General features: G+C 36.8%; 15 protein-coding genes. 9 read left to right on the forward strand and 6 right to left on the reverse strand.

Annotated features, from left to right (window positions below; genetic code table 11):
- The 3 genes from ASU31_RS25480 to ASU31_RS25490 all read right to left on the reverse strand — a co-directional run.
- Nucleotides 1-1,469 (reverse strand): SusD/RagB family nutrient-binding outer membrane lipoprotein (locus ASU31_RS25480; RefSeq protein WP_057935063.1); only part of this gene is annotated, 1,469 nt, incomplete at its 3' end.
- 10 nt (nt 1,470-1,479) lie between these two features.
- Nucleotides 1,480-4,653, reverse strand: a complete 3,174-nt coding sequence (locus ASU31_RS25485; RefSeq protein ID WP_057935064.1) for a SusC/RagA family TonB-linked outer membrane protein — start codon at nt 4,651-4,653, stop codon at nt 1,480-1,482.
- Nucleotides 4,654-5,299: 646 nt separating this feature from the next.
- The gene (locus ASU31_RS25490; protein ID WP_057935065.1) at nt 5,300-6,520 is read right to left on the reverse strand and encodes a sterol desaturase family protein; all 1,221 of its coding nucleotides are present in this window, start codon (nt 6,518-6,520) and stop codon (nt 5,300-5,302) included.
- 163 nt (nt 6,521-6,683) lie between these two features.
- Here ASU31_RS25490 and ASU31_RS25495 point away from each other — a divergent pair, with 163 nt between their 5' ends.
- The 5 genes from ASU31_RS25495 (at nt 6,684) to ASU31_RS25515 (ending at nt 11,694) form a co-directional block, all read left to right on the forward strand.
- Complete coding sequence (locus ASU31_RS25495; RefSeq protein ID WP_057935066.1) at nt 6,684-7,442, forward strand: ROK family protein; 759 nt, start codon at nt 6,684-6,686, stop codon at nt 7,440-7,442.
- Between the two features lie 86 nt (nt 7,443-7,528).
- Nucleotides 7,529-8,944: an NADP-dependent phosphogluconate dehydrogenase gene (gene gndA / locus ASU31_RS25500; RefSeq protein ID WP_057935067.1), complete on the forward strand. Its 1,416-nt coding sequence runs from the start codon at nt 7,529-7,531 to the stop codon at nt 8,942-8,944.
- A 29-nt stretch (nt 8,945-8,973) separates the two neighbouring features.
- Nucleotides 8,974-10,488: a glucose-6-phosphate dehydrogenase gene (gene zwf / locus ASU31_RS25505; protein WP_057935068.1), complete on the forward strand. Its 1,515-nt coding sequence runs from the start codon at nt 8,974-8,976 to the stop codon at nt 10,486-10,488.
- A gap of 120 nt (nt 10,489-10,608) precedes the next feature.
- Nucleotides 10,609-11,334 (forward strand): 6-phosphogluconolactonase, encoded by a 726-nt coding sequence (pgl, locus tag ASU31_RS25510; RefSeq protein WP_057935069.1) that lies wholly within the window; start codon nt 10,609-10,611, stop codon nt 11,332-11,334.
- 6 nt (nt 11,335-11,340) lie between these two features.
- On the forward strand, nt 11,341-11,694 hold the full coding sequence (locus ASU31_RS25515) for a DUF5655 domain-containing protein (protein WP_245224611.1): 354 nt from the start codon (nt 11,341-11,343) through the stop codon (nt 11,692-11,694).
- A gap of 478 nt (nt 11,695-12,172) precedes the next feature.
- On the opposite strand, the gene ASU31_RS25520 is transcribed toward ASU31_RS25515, so the two are convergent.
- The 3 genes from ASU31_RS25520 to ASU31_RS25530 form a co-directional block, all read right to left on the reverse strand.
- Nucleotides 12,173-13,054 carry a Ppx/GppA phosphatase family protein gene (locus ASU31_RS25520; protein WP_057935071.1) on the reverse strand — a complete coding sequence of 294 codons (882 nt, stop codon included), beginning with the start codon at nt 13,052-13,054 and terminating at the stop codon, nt 12,173-12,175.
- Nucleotides 13,054-15,114, reverse strand: a complete 2,061-nt coding sequence (gene ppk1, locus ASU31_RS25525; protein WP_057935072.1) for a polyphosphate kinase 1 — start codon at nt 15,112-15,114, stop codon at nt 13,054-13,056. Before ppk1 ends, ASU31_RS25520 begins: the two co-directional genes overlap by 1 nt.
- 100 nt (nt 15,115-15,214) lie before the next feature.
- On the reverse strand, nt 15,215-15,844 hold the full coding sequence (locus ASU31_RS25530) for a hypothetical protein (RefSeq protein ID WP_057935073.1): 630 nt from the start codon (nt 15,842-15,844) through the stop codon (nt 15,215-15,217).
- A gap of 76 nt (nt 15,845-15,920) precedes the next feature.
- Here ASU31_RS25530 and ASU31_RS25535 point away from each other — a divergent pair, with 76 nt between their 5' ends.
- The 4 genes from ASU31_RS25535 to ASU31_RS25550 all read left to right on the forward strand — a co-directional run bounded on the left by ASU31_RS25535 (nt 15,921) and on the right by ASU31_RS25550 (nt 19,349).
- Nucleotides 15,921-16,412, forward strand: a complete 492-nt coding sequence (locus ASU31_RS25535; RefSeq protein ID WP_029275247.1) for a YajQ family cyclic di-GMP-binding protein — start codon at nt 15,921-15,923, stop codon at nt 16,410-16,412.
- A gap of 68 nt (nt 16,413-16,480) precedes the next feature.
- Entirely contained in the window at nt 16,481-16,927 is a 447-nt protein-coding gene (locus ASU31_RS25540; RefSeq protein ID WP_057935074.1) for a GNAT family N-acetyltransferase, read from the forward strand.
- A 58-nt stretch (nt 16,928-16,985) separates the two neighbouring features.
- On the forward strand, nt 16,986-17,579 hold the full coding sequence (locus tag ASU31_RS25545) for a DUF4142 domain-containing protein (RefSeq protein ID WP_057935075.1): 594 nt from the start codon (nt 16,986-16,988) through the stop codon (nt 17,577-17,579).
- A 156-nt stretch (nt 17,580-17,735) separates the two neighbouring features.
- Nucleotides 17,736-19,349 carry a S8 family peptidase gene (locus ASU31_RS25550; RefSeq protein WP_057935076.1) on the forward strand — a complete coding sequence of 538 codons (1,614 nt, stop codon included), beginning with the start codon at nt 17,736-17,738 and terminating at the stop codon, nt 19,347-19,349.
- Nucleotides 19,350-19,427: the final 78 nt, after the last annotated feature.

Consider the following 19,427-nt stretch of genomic DNA (forward strand, 5'->3'; position numbering starts at 1 on the left):
ACTGGATAATTTAACCTTGCTGGCATTTTTTGGTTGTTAACCAAACCGGGTCCTTTTGGTAAAATAGGATGCCCGGTACGGCGATATTCAAACCATTGCTGAAAATCCACCAAAAACATTGCGTAGTATTTTTGTATATGAATCATTTCTAACTGACTATTTCCGGATGTGGTATTATCCAATGGAAGTGTTGAATCCCAATCTAAATTGGCTGCCTGTACATAATCAATAAACCTACTATCAGTTGTTGTACTGATGTAATTTGGCAACCAATAATTTATCGCATCAACCATTCCTTTGTAGTAATATTTTTCAGTTGGGCCACTAATCCATCCTCTTGCAGCAGCTTCTGCCAAAATAAAATCAACTTCGGCAGCATTCATAATTATACCTGTAAAACGATCAGTTTGTAAGGTGGGCTTATTTTCAGCATCAGAATTAAAGTGAGATAAGACCGAAAGACCAGATCCCTGAGCATAACCACTTGGAATACCAACAAAACCACCATTTGGTGCAGCATCTATACAAAAACGATTAACATTGTTACCTGTTAAATTACTATTCATACGGGGGTCATCCCATGTTACCAGATTACCCAAAAAGAAATTGCAAATAGGAATTCCTCTGAAATCAGCAGCTCTAATATTCACCATAAATGGTGATGAAAAAACTGCGGTACTACTGTTTGTTCCGTTCCATAAAATTTTAGCCGTGTGGGTATTATTTTGCATTATCGGATATTCTGATGGGTTGCCATCAACAATTTGTTTTATTTTGGCAATTATAGTTGGCGCAACTTCGGCTTTGCCCGATGCCCTTAATAATAATCGTAAATATAACGAGTTGCAAAACCTTCTCCATTTTGAAACATCGCCTTGAAAAACAGGATCACCGGTGGTATTAATTGGCGTACCCTCTTTTAAAAGTTGGTTAGCTTGTTCTAATTTGGCAAACATATCAGCATAAATATCTTTTTGTCTGTCAAATTTAGGTTGTACGTTTCCCTCTTTACCTAAATTGGCTTCGCTATAAGGTACATCTCCATAAGTATCAGTTAATAATTGAGATACCCAAGTTTGAGCAACAAGTGATATGCCTTGATATGATTTGTTTAGCGATTCTGGCTTGCTGGCAATGGTATAAATATCTTTTAAATCAGTTAAAAATAAGTACCAATTGTTCCAGGTATAATCTGCCTGTGTTCTTCGTACATCGTACCTAAAAACACGACCTTCCGAATCGTTAATTTCAACCGTTACTTGCATTAGTTGGTTATTAAAATTCCAATTTCTGCTCATATTTGCGTTAAGAACACCAACTAAAGCAGGTGCTAATAATTGGTTTGCTGTTGTTGTGCTCTTGCCAATAGGATCGGTATTAACTCCGGTAAAGTCTTTTGTACAAGAATTAAAGGTTAAACCAATAATGGCTAAAAAAGTATATGCTAATGTTTGTTTATAATTTTTCATGTTGATAAAATTAAAGTCCAACTACTAAACGGGCTCCAAAAGTTCTGGTTGAAGGCAATTGACCTGTTTCAAAACCTTGAACTATATCTCCTCCCGCTAATGTTCCAAACTCGGGATCGAAAGCTGGCCAAGGCGACCAAATAAATAAGTTACGCCCATAAACGCCTAGACTCAATTTAGTAAAACCTATACTTTTAAGCACTTTTTGCCCAAAATTGTATGTTAAATTTGCTTCTCTAAATTTTAAGTAATCCGTTCTAAATACACTTCCTTCTGCTTGCCCACTACCATAAATTGATTCGTAATAGGCATTCATATCGGTGGCTACCACATCATTTTTACGGTATGTTCCATCAGGATTTAGAAGTACCCCGTCGCCAACTATGCCATTATATCTTCCTGGCAAGGTAATACTATGTTTACCTAACGATGCCATTCTAGAAAATGTTAAAGAATGCCCAACTGCGCCTAATTGTGCATCAAACAATGCACTAACACTAACATTTTTATAAGTAATACTAGTGCCAAAACCAAACCTAAATTGAGGTATTGTGTTACCTAAATACAGCAAATCAGGATTTTCTAGCGCTACTCCTGTGGTCGGATTAAAAACTATTTGCCCATCTGGTGAACGTAAATAACCTCTACCATACATATCGCCCATGCTACCGCCAACATTGGCAACCACTTGTCCGCCACCTAGCGCACCAGTACGTAACACAACTGAACTATCTGCCAGTTCTCTAATTTTATTTCTATTGGCCGAGAAGTTTGCATTTACCTCCCATTTAAAAGTACGAGATTTTAGCGGTGTAGCATTTATAGCAAGCTCAATGCCTTTATTATCTACCCTACCCACATTTATTACTTGAACATTATAACCGGAGGCCTTATCAACAATGCGACTCAAAATCTGGTTTTTGGTATTTCCGCTATAAGCTGCAAAATCAAAGTTTAATCGGTTGTTAAATAATTTTAAATCTAAACCAAGCTCAATTGTGGTCGTTTTTAGTGGCTTTAAATCGGGATTTGGCAAAACACGTGGATTATTCATCGCACTATCAGGGTAAATACCATCTGCTGCGTACAAATAATTATAAGCAGTTCTGTAAGGCGTGGTGCCACCACTACCAACACTGGCAATAGAGGCTCTTAATTTAGCAAAGCTGATTACCTTTGGTAGTTTCCAAAAATCGGAAGCAACAAAAGCCAAACTTGCAGAAGGATAGAAAAAACCAACATTATCAGTTCTGGTAATTGTTGCTAATGTACTGTTCCAATCCTGACGGGCTGTTATATCTAAATAAAGGTAGTTTTTAAAGCTTAAAGAAGCTAAAGCATAAAAGCTATTGAGCCTGTATTGTGCCGTATCGGGGGCATAAACTAAAGGATTTTCGTTATTGCTTAACTCATAAAGATTTGGAATAACTAATCCATCAGCTCTTTTTTCTAGCTTGTTGTATTGATTACGCATTTGGCTACCACCTAAATTAGCAGTAAGCTGAATATCTTTAGTTAATTGTTTATTATACTTTAATAAAAAATCGGCACTTATTTCGTAAGATCGTATATCCGCAACGCGATAAGAACCATGTGCGAATTTATTACCTGCAGCATCCCAGGGGCGAAGAGTTTCGCGAACATCATTATTCAAATCTCCCGATGCTCTAAGCATTAAACTCAATGCATCCGTAAATCTATAAGTCGCTTGGATGTTTCCTAACCAACCATTCCGTCTTTGTCCGTTTAAATATTGCTCTGATATAGCATAAGGGCCTTCAGGGAAAGTGGTAGTTAAATTTGTAAACTGTCTGTAAACTAAGTTTGTTGCCCAATAATCTTTATACCAATCAATATTCATATTTGGTTGTGCAAACATAAACCAATACATTAACGACTGATTACCATAACCCGTGGCTGGTAAATTATCGCTTTTTCTATTGCTATATTGCACCTTGGCGTTAATGTTTAGTTTTTTAGTTACGTTACTTGTAATATTTAATGCAGCAGTAGTTCGCTCCAAACCTGTATTTGGCACAATCCATTCGTTATTGCCATGGCTTGCAGAGAAGCGTAAACCCACTTTTTTATAAGTACCATCTATACCAAATGAATTGGATGATTCGAAACCGGTTTTAAAAAATGCATCAATTGGATCAGGAGTTGCCACCCATGGTGTTCTGGTTAATCCTTGCGCTCTGGTTGCAGGGTCATATTGAAAAAACATCGCTCCAGGAGAAAACTCAGGGCCATAAGTAGAACTTGTAGAATTGGTGTTTGCTCCATCGGCACTCGCTCCATATGAGTAATATGAATTGCCAGATACCCCAGCGCCGTATTGTGTTTGCCTATCAGGACTTTTGTTAATTTCTTCCCATGCACTATTTGAAGTAAAAGAGATATTAACTTTCTTTTTATTTAAACTGGCAGATTTTGTTGTGATGATGATAGCCCCATTTGCTCCACGCTGTCCATACAATGCTGATGCAGCAGGCCCCTTCAATACGGTTACATTTTCTATATCATCAGGATTTAAATCATTTAACCCACTACCAAAATCGGCAGGCATAATATCTCCTGATGTACCGTAAACACCGCCTCCTGTACCGCCTGTACGCCTTGCCGAACTACTCGCCACAACGCCATCAATTACAATTAAGGCTTCGTTATCTCCTGTCAAATTATTTTCACCACGAAGAATAATTTTATTTGAACCGGCTGGGCCACTATTTCTAATCAAATTTAAACCAGCTACTTTACCAGATAAAGCATCTGTCCAGTTACTAGAAACCGCATTGGTAAAGGCCGTACTATCTAATTTAGAAACTGCATAACCTAACGATTTTTCCTCACGCTTTATGCCTAATGCCGTAACCACCACTTCATTTAATTGGCTGGTAGACGATTGAAGTCTTACTACTGCACTATTATCACTATTATTAAAAACCTTCGATAAGGTTCTGTAGCCCACCATATTATAAAGAATAGTAGTTCCTTTAGCAATAGTGATGGTATAATTTCCCTTCTCATTGGTTACGCCCAAAAACTTCTTATTGTTATCCGTTATCGTTGTCCCAATTAATATTTGTCCATCCTGGTCATCTAACACGGTACCTTTAATTACAATATTTTGTGCTGGAGTTTGCGCAAAACTTTCGTTAATACAAATTAATTGTATCAGCATAACACAAACTAAAAAACTAAAGCGTTTTAGCTTACCCTTAAAAAAAGTTCGACTTTTCCTTTGCTGACTATGAGGACTGCTTTGCTTTACATGCAGAACGCATTGATGCCACGAAATCTCTTGAGTAAAATTTTTGATCATAATTATTATAGTATATCCGGTTAGTAATAGGGTTCATATGTGCGATTTATTTTGTCCGGATTTGCGGGCAAAGTAAGCCTGTTTATGTTAAAAATATATTAAGCAAGCATTAACGTATTGAAAAGCAGCCTAGATATATTGCGATTCGTTTGGTTTTACTTACTATATATTTCGTTAATTAAAATTAACAAAACAAATCGAAACTAAAAACAATAAAACAAATCAGCAAGAAATATTTTTTAATTGAATGTTTAAACAGACAGAAATATGGATGATCGTAAGAAGGACGGGATAACTAAGTTATACCCAAACAAAGCGAAAAACAGCTATATTAATAATAGACATAGAAAAATAGGGCCATAATGGATTAAATCATTAACACAAAGGCATCACGTAATAATTTTATTACAAGGCATGGCGCCAAGGAAATAAATAGAGCAACAAAACGAAACATCGCGTTGTAACATTTATATATCAACCAAAACCGAAAGATAAAGAAACCTGACTAACCTACTTTTGCGTACTCAAATACATGTTTCATGTAAAGTTTACGTAAAGAGAATGTCCGTTCCAGTGCAATTAAGATAATCACGGGAAATATTAAAAAACCAAGCAGGTTAAAAGCGTAGAAAAAATACCCAAAAATTAATATGAACCTGAAACATTCCAGGTAATAGATCCATTTACGTTGTTCCAAAAGCGCGCCGATGTTGATTAAGGTGAGCAAGATAAAGATAAGTATTGCAGCTTTATTGAATGGGGTTAAAATACTGTAAAATAAGGTAGTACCAGTAAGCATTGCAACTACTGCTATCAACTGTATATTTAAATAGGTTTTGAATTTAGGTTTAGCAGCACGTTGTATTTTATTCTGAAAGTACCGCTCTTCTAAAATGGGCCGGATGTTTTGATCCATCAACGCTGGACTCCCGAATACGGCATTCCATTTGGCCTTAAATCCATTTGCACGTTTGTATGCCTCTCCTATTTCTAAATAGTAGTGAAAATGTTGCCACAGGAAACTATAACTTTTAATAGGATGTGTTAAACCATATTTAGGAGCCTCTTCTTCGGTCTGAAAAGTACCGAATAATTTATCCCAGAATACAAAAACATCGCCATAGTTTTTATCCAGATATTTTTCGTCAGAGGCATGATGAACACCATGCAAAGATGGCGTAATGAATATATGTTCCAGCCAACCCAGCTTACCAATTAATTGTGTATGCGTAAAAAAAGAATAGGCTCCATGAGCCAAAAGAATGGTAATAATCATATTGGGATGAAAACCAATTAATGGTAATATACACCAAAACACATTGCGGAAAATGGCCTGAATGGTCGTAATCCTCGCAGCCGCAGATAAATTAAACTCTTCACTCTGGTGATGAACGATATGTGCAGCCCACAAAAAATTAATTTCGTGGCCGAGCCTATGGTACCAATACCAAACAAGATCTGTTGACAAAAGCAATAATATCCATACATACCATTTTGTAGAAATATCGAAAATTGCATAATTTAAATACACCCAATCGTATACCTGATAAAAACTCGCTGCAATAAATAAGTTCAATAACCTTTCGGCAATACCTACACTAAAATTTGCAACCGTACTTTCATATTTAAATATTTTCGCTTTTTTTTGGTGCTGGGCGATCTTAAACTCAATAAATACGAAAATAAAAAATGCTGGAATGGCAAATGCAAGGTAGTTTACCGTCATAACTGTCGTGGTCTTTTTTAGTTTAACGGAACAAACATAAATATATTCTATTAAATACATAGATTTTATAGAATATATTATTACACCTAAATTACTTCGATCTTCATTTTATGTTTGTTGTTTTAATTTATTTGTAGAACTTCGAAATTATAAATACACAATTATGGCTACAGACAAAAAAGCTGAAAACAACAATATATTATCTATTGATATAGGTGGCACAAGCATTAAAACGGTTCTTTTGGATGAAAGCGGAAATATGCTTACCGAATATTTAAAAAGCAAAACCCCGCCAGAAGCTACTCCAAAGGACATTGTTTCTGGAATTATAGAGTTGATTAAGCCTTTTCCTGTTAGCTACAACCGCGTATCGATCGGTTTTCCGGGTTATGTTAAAAACGGAATTGTTAAAACCGCCCCTAACCTGGCAAAAAACAAATGGGCAGATGTTGATCTCGCTCAGCGTGTAGCCAACGAGTTAGGCAAATCAGTACGTTTGGTAAATGATGCAGATCAGCAAGGCTTAGGTGTGGTTGAGGGCAAAGGATTTGAAATTGTTTTTACAGTAGGTACGGGTTTTGGAACAGCTTTACTATTCGATGGAGAATTACTGCCGCATTTAGAACTCGCACATTTCCCCATCAACAAGGAAGAAGACTATGATGATTATATCGGAAATAAGGCTTTCGAAAAAATTGGAGCAGAACGTTGGAATAAAAGGCTCAAAAAAGTAATCGAAATCTATAAAACAGTTTTCAATTATGATACCTTATATATTGGTGGTGGCAATTCTAAACAAATAGACTTTAAACTGGAAAACAATATTAAAATTGTAACCAACAGAGACGGAATTAAGGGTGGTGCAAAACTCTGGAAACTGGCCGACAAGTACAACATTTTTACTGTTGAGCCTAAAAAATAATTAATCATTATTACAATCTTTTAACAACAATAGCTGCAATATTAATTTGTAAACCCTAATTTTGGGTGCATTATAAAAAATAAAAAATGGCAAATAACGATTCAAAAAAATATAAATTGGGAATGATCGGTTTAGGCACAATGGGCCGGAACTTATTATTAAACATGGCTGATAAAGGCTTCTCTGTAACTGGTTACGATAAAGACAGAAAGATGATCTCGAAACTTGAAGAAGAAGGCAAGAAACACAACTTAGAAGGATTTGACGATATTGAAAGCTTTATTTCTAGCTTACAAACACCACGTACGTTAATCTTATTAGTACCAGCCGGACCGATTGTAGATAGCGTTATTGCAGAACTAAAACCACTTTTGAGCAAAGGTGATATTATTATCGATAGTGGAAACTCACATTTTACCGATACCAACCGCCGTGTTGACGAATTGGAAAAAGATGGTTTACATTTCTTCGGAATGGGTATTTCTGGTGGTGAAGAAGGTGCACGTTTTGGTCCGAGTATGATGCCAGGTGGCGATAAACAAGCTTATAACGTAGTTAAAGATGTTTTTGACGCAGTAGCTGCAAAAGTTGGAACCGATCCTTGCGTAACCTACATTGGCCCCGGTGCTTCTGGCCACTTTGTTAAAATGGTGCACAACGGAATTGAGTATGCCATTATGGAGCTTATTGCCGAGGTTTATGGCATCCTTAAAAATGGATTAGGTTATACCAACGAAGAAATATATAAAGTATTCAAAAAATGGAACGAAGGTAGATTGCAATCTTTCTTATTGGAGATTACAGCTGAAATCTTTCTTTTTAAAGATACTGAGACACAAAACGATCTTTTAGATCAGATTAAAGATGAAGCACGTTCAAAAGGTACCGGGAAATGGACATCAGAGGTTTCAATGGAACTTCAGTTACCGGTACCAACCATTAATGAGGCTGTTTCTAACCGCGATTTATCTAAATTCAAAAAACTAAGGGTTTCCCTGGAAGAGGCTTTTGGCAAGAAAGACACCAAAATTGCTGTTACTATTGATGAACTGGAAGATGCATTTTACTTCTCTATGATCAGTGCTTATGCACAAGGCATGCATTTATTGGTTCAGGCTTCAAAAGAATACCAATACGATTTACAGTTACAGGAAATTGCTAAAATCTGGCGTGGTGGCTGTATCATCAGGGCTAAATTTTTAGAAGATATTTATCAGGCTTATGATAAAAACAACGCTTTAGAACATTTATTTGGCGATGCGGGTATCCAGAACATTATTAAAGGTACTTTAGCTGGTACACGCAAAACAATTAGCGCATGTATCAATTCTGGTTTGGGTATCCCTGCATTTGCGTCTACCTTAACCTATTTCGATACCATTACCACAGCTAGAATGCCTTCTAATTTAATCCAGGCACAAAGAGATTTCTTTGGCGCACACACCTTCGAGCGTATTGATAAAGATGGTGTTTTCCATGCTGATTGGAATAAATTATCATAACCTATTAGATTCACGAACAATAACATAAAATGAAAACCAAAACCGCATTAAACCCTACCATTTTTGTAATATTTGGTGGAACAGGTGATTTAAACAAAAGAAAATTAGCACCTGCCCTATATAATTTATTTATTGAGGGTTACATGCCAGATAAGTTTGCCGTTATTGGTACCGGTAGAACCGAATTTACCGACGATAGCTACAAAGCTGCTTTAGAAGATGCTGTAAATCAGTTTTCACGCAGTGGAAAAGTAAAAAAAGAGAAATGGGACGATTTTGCAAAGACTATGAGTTACTGTCCTACCGATTTTGCTCAGCCAAAAACTTTCGAAAACCTTAAGGCAACTGTAGAAAAATATCAAAAAGAATTTGGAGTTGGAACACAGGTAATTTTCTATCTGGCCGTTGCACCTAATTTCTTCCCGATTATTGCTGAATGTTTGCAGAAATATAAACTTACGCAAGATGAAGACAATAGCCGTATCGTTATCGAAAAACCTTTCGGTCATGATTTAGAATCAGCAAAAGAACTGAATACATTATTGAGCACCATTTTTACCGAGAAGCAGATCTATCGCATCGATCATTACTTAGGTAAAGAAACCGTACAAAACATGATGGCTTTCCGTTTTGCCAATGCATTGTTCGAGCCGTTATGGAACAGGTCTTATATCGATCACGTTCAAATTTCGGTAACCGAACAGTTAGGTGTGGGCGATCGTGGAGGTTATTATGAAGGCTCTGGTGCTTTGAGAGATATGATCCAGAATCACCTGCTACAATTGCTTTGTTTGGTTGGAATGGAAGCACCAATTAATTTTGATGCCGATGAAATCAGGAATCGTAAGGTTGAGGTTTTAAGAGCGATGCGTCCTTTTTCTGCAGAAGATATCCGTTTTCATACTGTTCGGGGTCAATATAGTAAAGGTTGGGTTGAAGGCAAGGAAGTTCCTGGATACCGTCAGGAAAAAGGTGTTGATGCACACTCTAATACCGAGACTTTTGCTGCTGTTAAATTCCATATCGATAACTGGAGATGGCAAGGTATTCCTTTCTATTTAAGAACCGGGAAACGCTTAAATCAAACTTCATCTTTAATTACTATTCAGTTTAGAGATGTGCCACATCAGATTTTCTCATCAGGAGTAACTGAAAATTGGCAACAAAACAGGTTAGTAATCAGCATACAGCCAGAAATGAGTATCCGTATGCAGGTACAAGCCAAAAGACCTGGATTGGATATGGTATTAAATCCTGTTGATATGGTTTTCGATTATAAAGGAACTTACGAGGGTGATACCCCTGAGGCTTACGAAACCTTATTATTAGATGCCATGATGGGTGACCAAACGTTGTTTATGCGTGGCGATCAGGTAGAAGCAGCATGGGAACTGGTCATGCCGATTTTAAATACATGGGAAAGCAAAAAATCAATCAATTTCCCTAATTACCCTGCCGATAGCTGGGGACCAGAAGAAGCTGAAGCACTTATTGCAAGAGATGGTTTCCACTGGTTTAACTTGCCATTGAAGAATAAGGAATAATAAGTTGATGGTATGGACAACTAGTCGCATAGCCATAAGCAAATTGTCATGCTGAGCTTGTCGAAGAACTTACAATAGGTGTTTCGACAGGCTCAACATGACATTATTTAATATATAAAAATGAATCTACTCATATACAAAACATTAGAAGAACTGAATCAGGATCTGGCAGATTATGTAATTAAAATTGCAGAAATGTCTATCGAAGAAAACGACCGCTTTAATTTCGTATTAACTGGCGGCAGTTCTCCTAAAGCACTCTATCATCTTCTGGCTACAGAAGGCCAGCATAGAATTGATTGGGAAAAAGTATACTTCTTCTTTGGTGATGAACGCAACGTTCCTGCTAATGATGATAATTACAACGGATTAATGGCTAAAAAAGCAATTCTTGACCCACTAGGCATTAAAGAAGATCATATTTTTTACGTTAATACCACTTTGGCTCCAGAAAAAGCAGCTATCGAATATAAAAAAGCAATCGACAAGCATTTTAATGGTGAAGACATTGTTTTCGATTTGATTCTTTTAGGTATGGGCGATGATGCACATACAGCTTCGATTTTCCCGCACACCACTTTAGTTAAAGATGAAGAGGTAAATGTGGCTTCCGTTTATGTAGAGAAATTGGATACGTATCGCATCAGTTTTACAGCACCATTAATCAACAAAGCCGATAATGTAGCATTTTTGGTTTTTGGAGAGAATAAAGCCGAAGCCTTGAAACATGTTATTGGCGATGAGCAAAAAGATGTTGCGACGTACCCTTCGCAGTTGATTGATCCGATTGATGGAAAATTAACCTGGTTTACTGATGAGGCTGCAACAAAATTATTAGAAGATTAAAAAATTATGATGTCTGAAGAAAAACATTTATCAGACTTTTTAAACGGAAAAACGGAATATACTTTAGGGTTATTCCGTTTTTTTATTGAGCAATTGACGGAATTAGGAGAGATAAATCTCAGACCTACAAAATCCATGATTGCAATCGAATCAAAAACCAATTTTGCATGTATTACGCAATTGGGTAAAAATTTTATTCATGTGGTTATTCCTTTCGATCAACCATACGAAAACAATCTTTGCTTCACTAAGATTGCACAAGTACCAGGAACAGGTCAATTTAACCATCATTTGAGGATCTTCTTTAAAGAAGATATCAATGATGAAGTGAAAAGCTTTTTGAGGCTGGCAATGGAATAACGCGTTTTTTAACCACAGAGTACACGGAGGAAGACGCAGAGATCGCAGAGTTCGATGCAACTATCCTATATAATATCCGTCATTTCGACTGAAGCGCAGCGAAATGGAGAAATCTATATAGATAAATTAAATTTTCCTTCACAAAAAATCCTGAAACAAGCTATCATTGACGGAATCCAATAGCGCGGCCGTCATTCCCGCGCAGGCGGGAATCTTAAAGCGCTTGCATTACGATTCCCATCCAGTTGGGGGATGACGCTCTCTATCAGTGTAGGATTCGCAAAAAATCTGTCATTTACATTTATTTTTATTAAATAAATTATTCCTCAGGATGACGATCTTTAGCGCTGTTGAATGTTACTATCCGACAGTTTAATAAAAATAAATTTTAGTGTCAGATGGAAACATCTGACACCACATATAAAACTGTTTGATAGATTTCTCCGCTTCGGTCGAAATGACGATCAAGTAGCGTAATTTAATCCAATTTCTCTTCGATCAACAACTTAATAATCCCGTCAGCCATTCCCACTTTAGGTACATAAATCTGTTTTATACCAGTCCATTTCATTAAGGTTAAATAAATCTCACAAGCCGGGATAATTACATCGGCACGGTCGGGATTTAAGCCCAGCGTATTAATCCTTTCTTTCAATGAATAACTGGTTAATTTATTATACATCGAATTTAGCTTCTGCAACGATAAAGGTGCATTTTCCTTCTCATCCGACATGCGGAAAAGTTTATTGATGTTACCACCGGTACCAATTCCAGCTAAATGTTTATAGGCTTTTGTATGCTCTTTTACCCAATCTTTCATTTCATCCCAGGTTTCTTCTTTATCCTGGTTGTCGAGCATCCTGATGGTGCCTATATTGAAGGATCTTGATGCTTCTGGAGCACCTTTTACAAAAACCGACAGTTCGGTACTACCTCCACCCACATCAATATATAGGTAATTTTTATTTCCGTCTAACTCTTCTTCAATATGGTTAGCATAAATAATATTTGCTTCCCGCTGCCCCTCAATAATTTCTAAGGTAACGTCAGCTTCCTTTTTAATCAGCTTAACAATGTCTTCTCCGTTACGGGCCTCGCGCATAGCAGATGTTGCACAGGCTAAATATTCAGAAACGTGATAAACATCCATCAGATTCTTAAAAGCAGTCATGGTTTTTACCAGATCTGCAGATTTTTTCTCCGAAATATATTGATCTAAGAATGCATCATCTCCCAACCGGAGCGGCACACGTATAAGGGTATTCTTTTTGTACTTATATTTTCCGTCCTGTTTGCTAATATCAGCAATGAGTAACCTCACCGCGTTCGAACCGATATCTATAGCTGCGTATCTTAACATTATGATTGATGCTTGGTTTTTAAATAGTTGTAGATGTCTACCTGCGCCCTTATCTTTTTACTTAATCTGTTTTTATGGTATTTATTATTGTTCAAAATATTAATCTGCCTCGATTTGGTATTATCCTGCAGTTGCAGATCGATGATATCCTGTATTTCCTGTTTCACATCATGATCTAAAACCGGGAATCCCACCTCTACCCGGTGTTCGAAATTTCTGCTCATTAAATCTGCAGATGATAAATACATGTCGTTTTTACCGTTATTGCCAAAAATATAAACCCTGGCATGTTCCAAAAACTTATCGATGATACTAATGGCGGTAATATTTTCACTAAAACCCTTTACTCCAGGTACTAAACAGCAGATACCACGGATAATCAGCTGAACTTTAACCCCAGCATTGCTCGCATCGTAAAGTTTGGCAATAATCCCTTCATCTGCTAAACTATTTACCTTTAACATGATGTAGGCGAGTTTGCCTTGTTTAGCATTCCTGATTTCGCGGTTAATAAAATTGACCAATTTCGATCGGCTCTCCAGCGGAGAAACAATCAGGTGTTTAAATCCTTTGGTTACGGTACGTTTGCTCAACGCATCAAAAAGTTTTACCAGATCGTTGGTAATCTCTTTCTTCGCGGTAAAAATACTATGGTCGCAGTATAAACCTGCTGTTTTCTCATTAAAGTTTCCAGTTGCTAAGTTTGCGTAATAAACCGGCTTATCTTTTTCAATCCGTTTAACCAAACAAATTTTAGAGTGTACTTTATAGTCGGTTAAGCCATAATTTACCTTAACACCCTCCTCCATTAAGCGGCTGGTCCAGTAAATATTAGCCTGTTCATCAAAACGGGCTTTAAGTTCCAATAAAACAGAAACTGCTTTACCATTTTTAGCAGCGTTGATTAATGCATTGATTACTTTTGAGTTTTCGGCTAAGCGGTATAAAGTAATCTGTATTTCGGTTACTTTAGGATCAATTGCAGCTTCACGCAAGAACAAAATAATATAGTCATAAGATTGGTAGGGTAAATTCACCAAATAATCGCGCTGGGCAACTTTATTAAACATACTTTGGGTTCTGTGCAAATCGTGCACCTTTAGTGGCACATTCGACGCATATTCCAATTCCTTTTTACCAACATTTGGGAAAGCAATAAAATCGCCAAACTTATGGTAACGGTTACCCGGAATTAAACTTTCAGCCTCAAGCTTAAGTTTATTTACCAGTACAGTAAGCATATTTAAAGGCATCGCCGAATCATAAAGCAAACGCATTGGTTTCCCTTTTTTACGTTTTTCTAAACTGCTTTTTAAATCATCGATAAATTTATCATTAATGTTTTTATCAATATCTAATTCGGCATCCCGTGTTAACTGGATAGAATAAGCCTCTAAATTATCGTAAGTGAAAACATAAAATATATCATCTAAACAATACCTGATAATGTCTTCGGCAAGAATAATAAATTTTAGATCGTTTGTTTCGGGGAGCACCAAAAACCGCGGCAAATTAGGCGGAATTTCAATGAGTGCATATTTCTCTTTAATTTTTGTATCTTTTTTCGAAAGTTTAACAAAAAAGTAGAGGTACCGGTCCTTCAGTTCTGGAAAAGGTTTATCCATATCCAGCATAATGGGAACCAGATTAGATAAAATCTTATCCCTGAAATGATTTTTAACAAATTCGCCCCTGCTTACATTCAGTTGGGTATCGTTTAAGATAAAAATCCTGTTTTGAGCAAGTTCGTTTATTAGGGTAGCCTGAAAAAGCTGGTCGAATTTTCTTTCTTGTTTTACAACAATATTTTTAATCTCATTCAGAATTTTCTTTGGGTTAAATCCCAAAAGTGCTTTAGCCTTATCGTTCAGATTGGTTAGCCGGGTCATGGTGGCCACTCGCACACGGTAAAATTCCTCTAAATTTGAAGAAAATATAGATAGAAATTTAATCCGTTCAATCAGCGGAACTGTTTCGTCGGCAGCTTCTTGCAGTACACGTTCGTTAAAGTAAAGCCAACTAATTTCGCGGTTTAAAAAAGGGATCTTCTTATTGCTCATTTAAAAAAATAAAAAATCCCTGCCAAAACAGGGATGCTCAAAACTGCACATTAATTTGTTAAATCGATGTTAATTCATTTACTTGTTAATGTTAACAAATTTATTTTTTAGTTGGTGTTTTTACAACTTTCTTAACTGTGGGCGCAGCTTTAGCCGCTGTTTTTTTAACAACCGCTTCAGCTTTTTCTGATGTAGCTACCGGTGTTGCAGCTTTTTTAACTACTGTAGCCGCCTTTGAAGGTACTTTAGTGGCTGTAGCCACTGCTTTCTTCGCAACTGTTGCCGATTCTTTTGCAGCTTTTTTAACTTCAGCAACCGGTTTTGCCAATACCTTTTCGGCTTTTTCTTCTGTTTCGATAGCAGCTACTTTGATACTTTGTACTACTGGTTTAGCCTTAGCTACTGCTTTCTTAACCACTTTTTCAGCAGATTTTTCAGATTTGCTTAATGCTTTTGCAACCGGCTTTTCCGCCGCTTTGGTCTTTTCTTTTGACGCACTTAATAAATCATCAATTTTTTGCCCCACATCTGCCTTTACGATGGTGAATTTCTTGGTTAATTTTTTAGCCACACGCTTACTCGCTTTCCCTACCTCCGTACTGATTTCAGATACATCATGACCTAAACTTTTGATCACATCCAAGAACTTATCGGTGATCGATTGTTCTAATTGTTTCTTCACTTCTTTTTTGGTGATCTTTTTTTGAGACTTAGGCTTAGTGGTTTTCATATTATTTTTCGTTTTTTTGTGAGGATGGATTAATTTCTATTAAATCTACTTATTTTTTTACTTTAAAGCTAAAACCATGCCTTCTTTTGATATTGTAAGTAAAGTTGATGCGCAAACATTAGACAACGCAATTAACAATGCTAAAAAAGAAATCCTTAACCGATTCGACTTTAATGGATCGAAAAGCACCATTGATCTCGATAAAAAAACAAACGTAGTAACCATCGTTACTGAAGATGATATGCGATTAAAAGCAATCGAAGGTTCCATTATCTCGCGGATGATGAAACAGAATTTAGATCCGAAAAGCTTAGATTTTGGCGATGAGCATCAGGCTTCGGGCAACATGATCAGAAAAGAAATCAGTATTAAAGAAGGATTAGATAAGGAAGCAGCAAAAAAGGTTGTGGCAAAAATCAAAGCCAGTGGATTAAAAGTTCAACCTGCTATTATGGATGACCAGGTTAGAGTAACCGCAAAAAAAATCGATGATCTGCAGGCCGTGATGAATCTTTGTAGAAATGAAGATTTTGGTCAGCCATTGCAGTTTATTAATATGCGTAACTAGGTTAAATGTTTAAACTGGTTAATCGGTTAACTGTAATACTACAATTAACCAATTAACCCATCTCAACTATGGAAATCAGCGAAAACGGTTTTGTACTTTCCGATAAAAAAGAGCTTTTAGATCTCGAAGCCATACATCATTATTTAAGTGTAGAATCCTATTGGGCAAAAGACATCCCTTTAGATACCGTAAAACGTTCTATTGAAAACTCGCTTTGTTTTGGTATTTACAAAGGTACAGAACAGGTAGGTTTTGCCCGTTGGGTAACCGATAAAGCTACTTTTGCATGGCTTTGCGATGTTTACGTTAAAGAAAGTTACCGTGGTTTGGGCTTATCAAAAAAACTGATGTCGTTCATGATCTTCCACCCAGATTTACAAGGTTTGAGGCGTTACCAGTTGGCTACTTTAGATGCACATAGCCTATATGAACAATTCGGTTTTTCGCCAATTAAAAATCCAGAAAGCCAAATGGGCATCGTTATTCAAAACGCATACAGTAAGGCATCAGAATAGATATAAAACCTTTTTTCAACTCTCTTGTTTTTCATACACATCAAAACATAGAGAAAACATGAAAAAGATATTTTTATTATCTGCTTTTGCCCTGGCGCTTTCATTTCAGGCTTGCCAAACTGCCGACAAGAAATCGGCAACCACAAAAGACAGTGTTGCTGGCGACACCAATATGGTAAATGGCAACCATACTACAGGAGCGGAAAGTACAGAATCGGGTGTTGATGAAGCGGGTGCAACTTTTTTAAGAAAAGCATCAATTGGAGGTATAATGGAAGTTGAAGCGGCAAAAATTGCACAAACTAATGCAAAAAGTACCGAAGTGAAAGACTTTGCGGCTAAAATGTTAACCGATCATACGAAGGCCAATACAGCGTTGAAAGCTTTGGCTGTAAACAAAAAAGTAATCACCCCAGATGCATTGCCGGCAGAAGATCAGATTCATTTGGATGAAATGAAGAAAATGACCGGTACAGCTTTTGATAAACATTATATGGATATGATGGTTACCGATCATGAAAAAACAATAGCATTATTTAAACTGGGTATGCAAAACCGCGATCAGGCAATTAAAAGCTGGGCAGGCAACACTTTAAGTGTAATCGAATCTCATGATGAAATGGCGAAAAAAATCGTTGCCAATATGAAATAAACAGAGGCAAATTTTGCTTTAAAGATCAAAATCCTGAATAATGAATTTCAGGATTTTTTTCGTTAATAAAATGTGTGAAAAACATCATTTTTAATACAATTTCTTCCAATAAAGAAATTAAAATTAACTTTCGCCGTTTAATACAAAAATACATAAATGAATAAGAGTAGAATTTTCAGCGCACTGTTAAGTGTTGCGCTTGTGAGTGCGGTACCAACTTTGGCCAATGCGCAAAAAGCCAATTGGCAAAATCTTGATCTTAAAAGTGATAGTACATTCGGAATCAGTACCGAAAAAGCATATAAAGAACTTTTAAAAGGTAAAAAATCTGTTAAAGTTATCGTAGCGGTAAATGATGGTGGCGTAGAAGCTACCCATGAAGACTTAAAACGAATTATGTGGGTAAATACCAAGGAGATAGCTGGTAATGGCAAGGACGATGATAAGAATGGCTATATCGACGATATAAATGGCTGGAACTTTATTGGCGGCCCTAAAGAATCTGTAAACTTCGAAACCTTAGAATTAACCCGTTTGGTTCGTCGCGATCAGGCACGTTTTGCCAATACTACAGATGCGAATGTAGCGGAAAAAGATAAAAAGGATTTCGAAATTTTTAAAGCAGAAAGAGCCGACTTAGAAAAACAATTGGCAGAAGCCAGGGAAAATTTAGCAGGTATTACCGGTTTTAAAACAGCTTTAGATGCTGTAGTAAAGAAAATCGGTAAAGAAAACCCAACTGTAGAAGATTTTAAAAACTTCAAACCATCAACAGAGGTTGAAGGCAGAATCCAAAATGTACTGAGCCAGCAATTAGAAAAAGGCAGCTTTAAAGATTTTTATGAAGATCAGATTGTAGAAGGACTGGATTACTATACACGCCAGGTTAATTACAACTTAAACCTTGATTACGATCCACGCGCCATAGTTGGCGATGATCCAAACAATGTTAAGGAGAAATTTTATGGCAATAACGACATTGCAGGTCCTGATGCCATGCATGGTACACACGTAGCTGGTATAATTGCAGCTGATAGAACCAACAAACTTGGTATTTTAGGCGTTGCAGATAACGTTGCCATTATGGGTGTTCGCTGTACACCAAATGGTGATGAAAGAGATAAAGATGTTGCAAATGCGATCCGCTATGCAGTTGATAACGGTGCAAAAGTAATCAACATGAGTTTTGGCAAGGCTTATAGCTGGGACAAAGCCATTGTTAACGAAGCTATGAAATATGCGGCATCTAAAGATGTATTGATCGTTCAGGCAGCAGGTAACGAAAACAAAAATATCGATGTAGAAAATAATTTCCCTAACCATAAAGATTTAGATGAAAAAACTATTGCGTCGTGGATTACCGTTGGCGCTTCAGGCCCTAAAGATGATGAAACACTAAAAGCCAGTTTCTCTAACTTCGGCAAAACCCAGGTAGATGTTTTTGCTCCCGGCGTTCAGATTTATTCTACTGTACCGGGTTCTAAATACAAAAACTTAGATGGAACCAGCATGGCCTCTCCCGTTGTGGCTGGCTTAGCAGGATTAATCCGTTCTTATTATCCAAAATTAACAGCGGCGCAGGTAAAAGAAATCATTGTTAAATCGGTTACCAAAGTTAACCATAATGTAGAGTATGCCAAAGGTGAAGAGCCTGGTGCAGAAAAAGTTTCTATCCCGTTCTCTGATCTTTGTATTAGTGGCGGAATTGTAAATACTTACAATGCATTAAAATTAGCGGCAACTTACTCAGGTAAAGCGGTTGCTAAATAATTTTTCTGTTTGTCATTCTGAGTGAAAGCGAAGAATCTTCATAAAAAATGCGTCCCGATATAAAATCGGGACGCATTT

The sequence above is a fragment of the Pedobacter ginsenosidimutans genome (assembly GCF_001442625.1).
Classification (GTDB): Bacteria; Bacteroidota; Bacteroidia; order Sphingobacteriales; family Sphingobacteriaceae; genus Pedobacter; species Pedobacter ginsenosidimutans.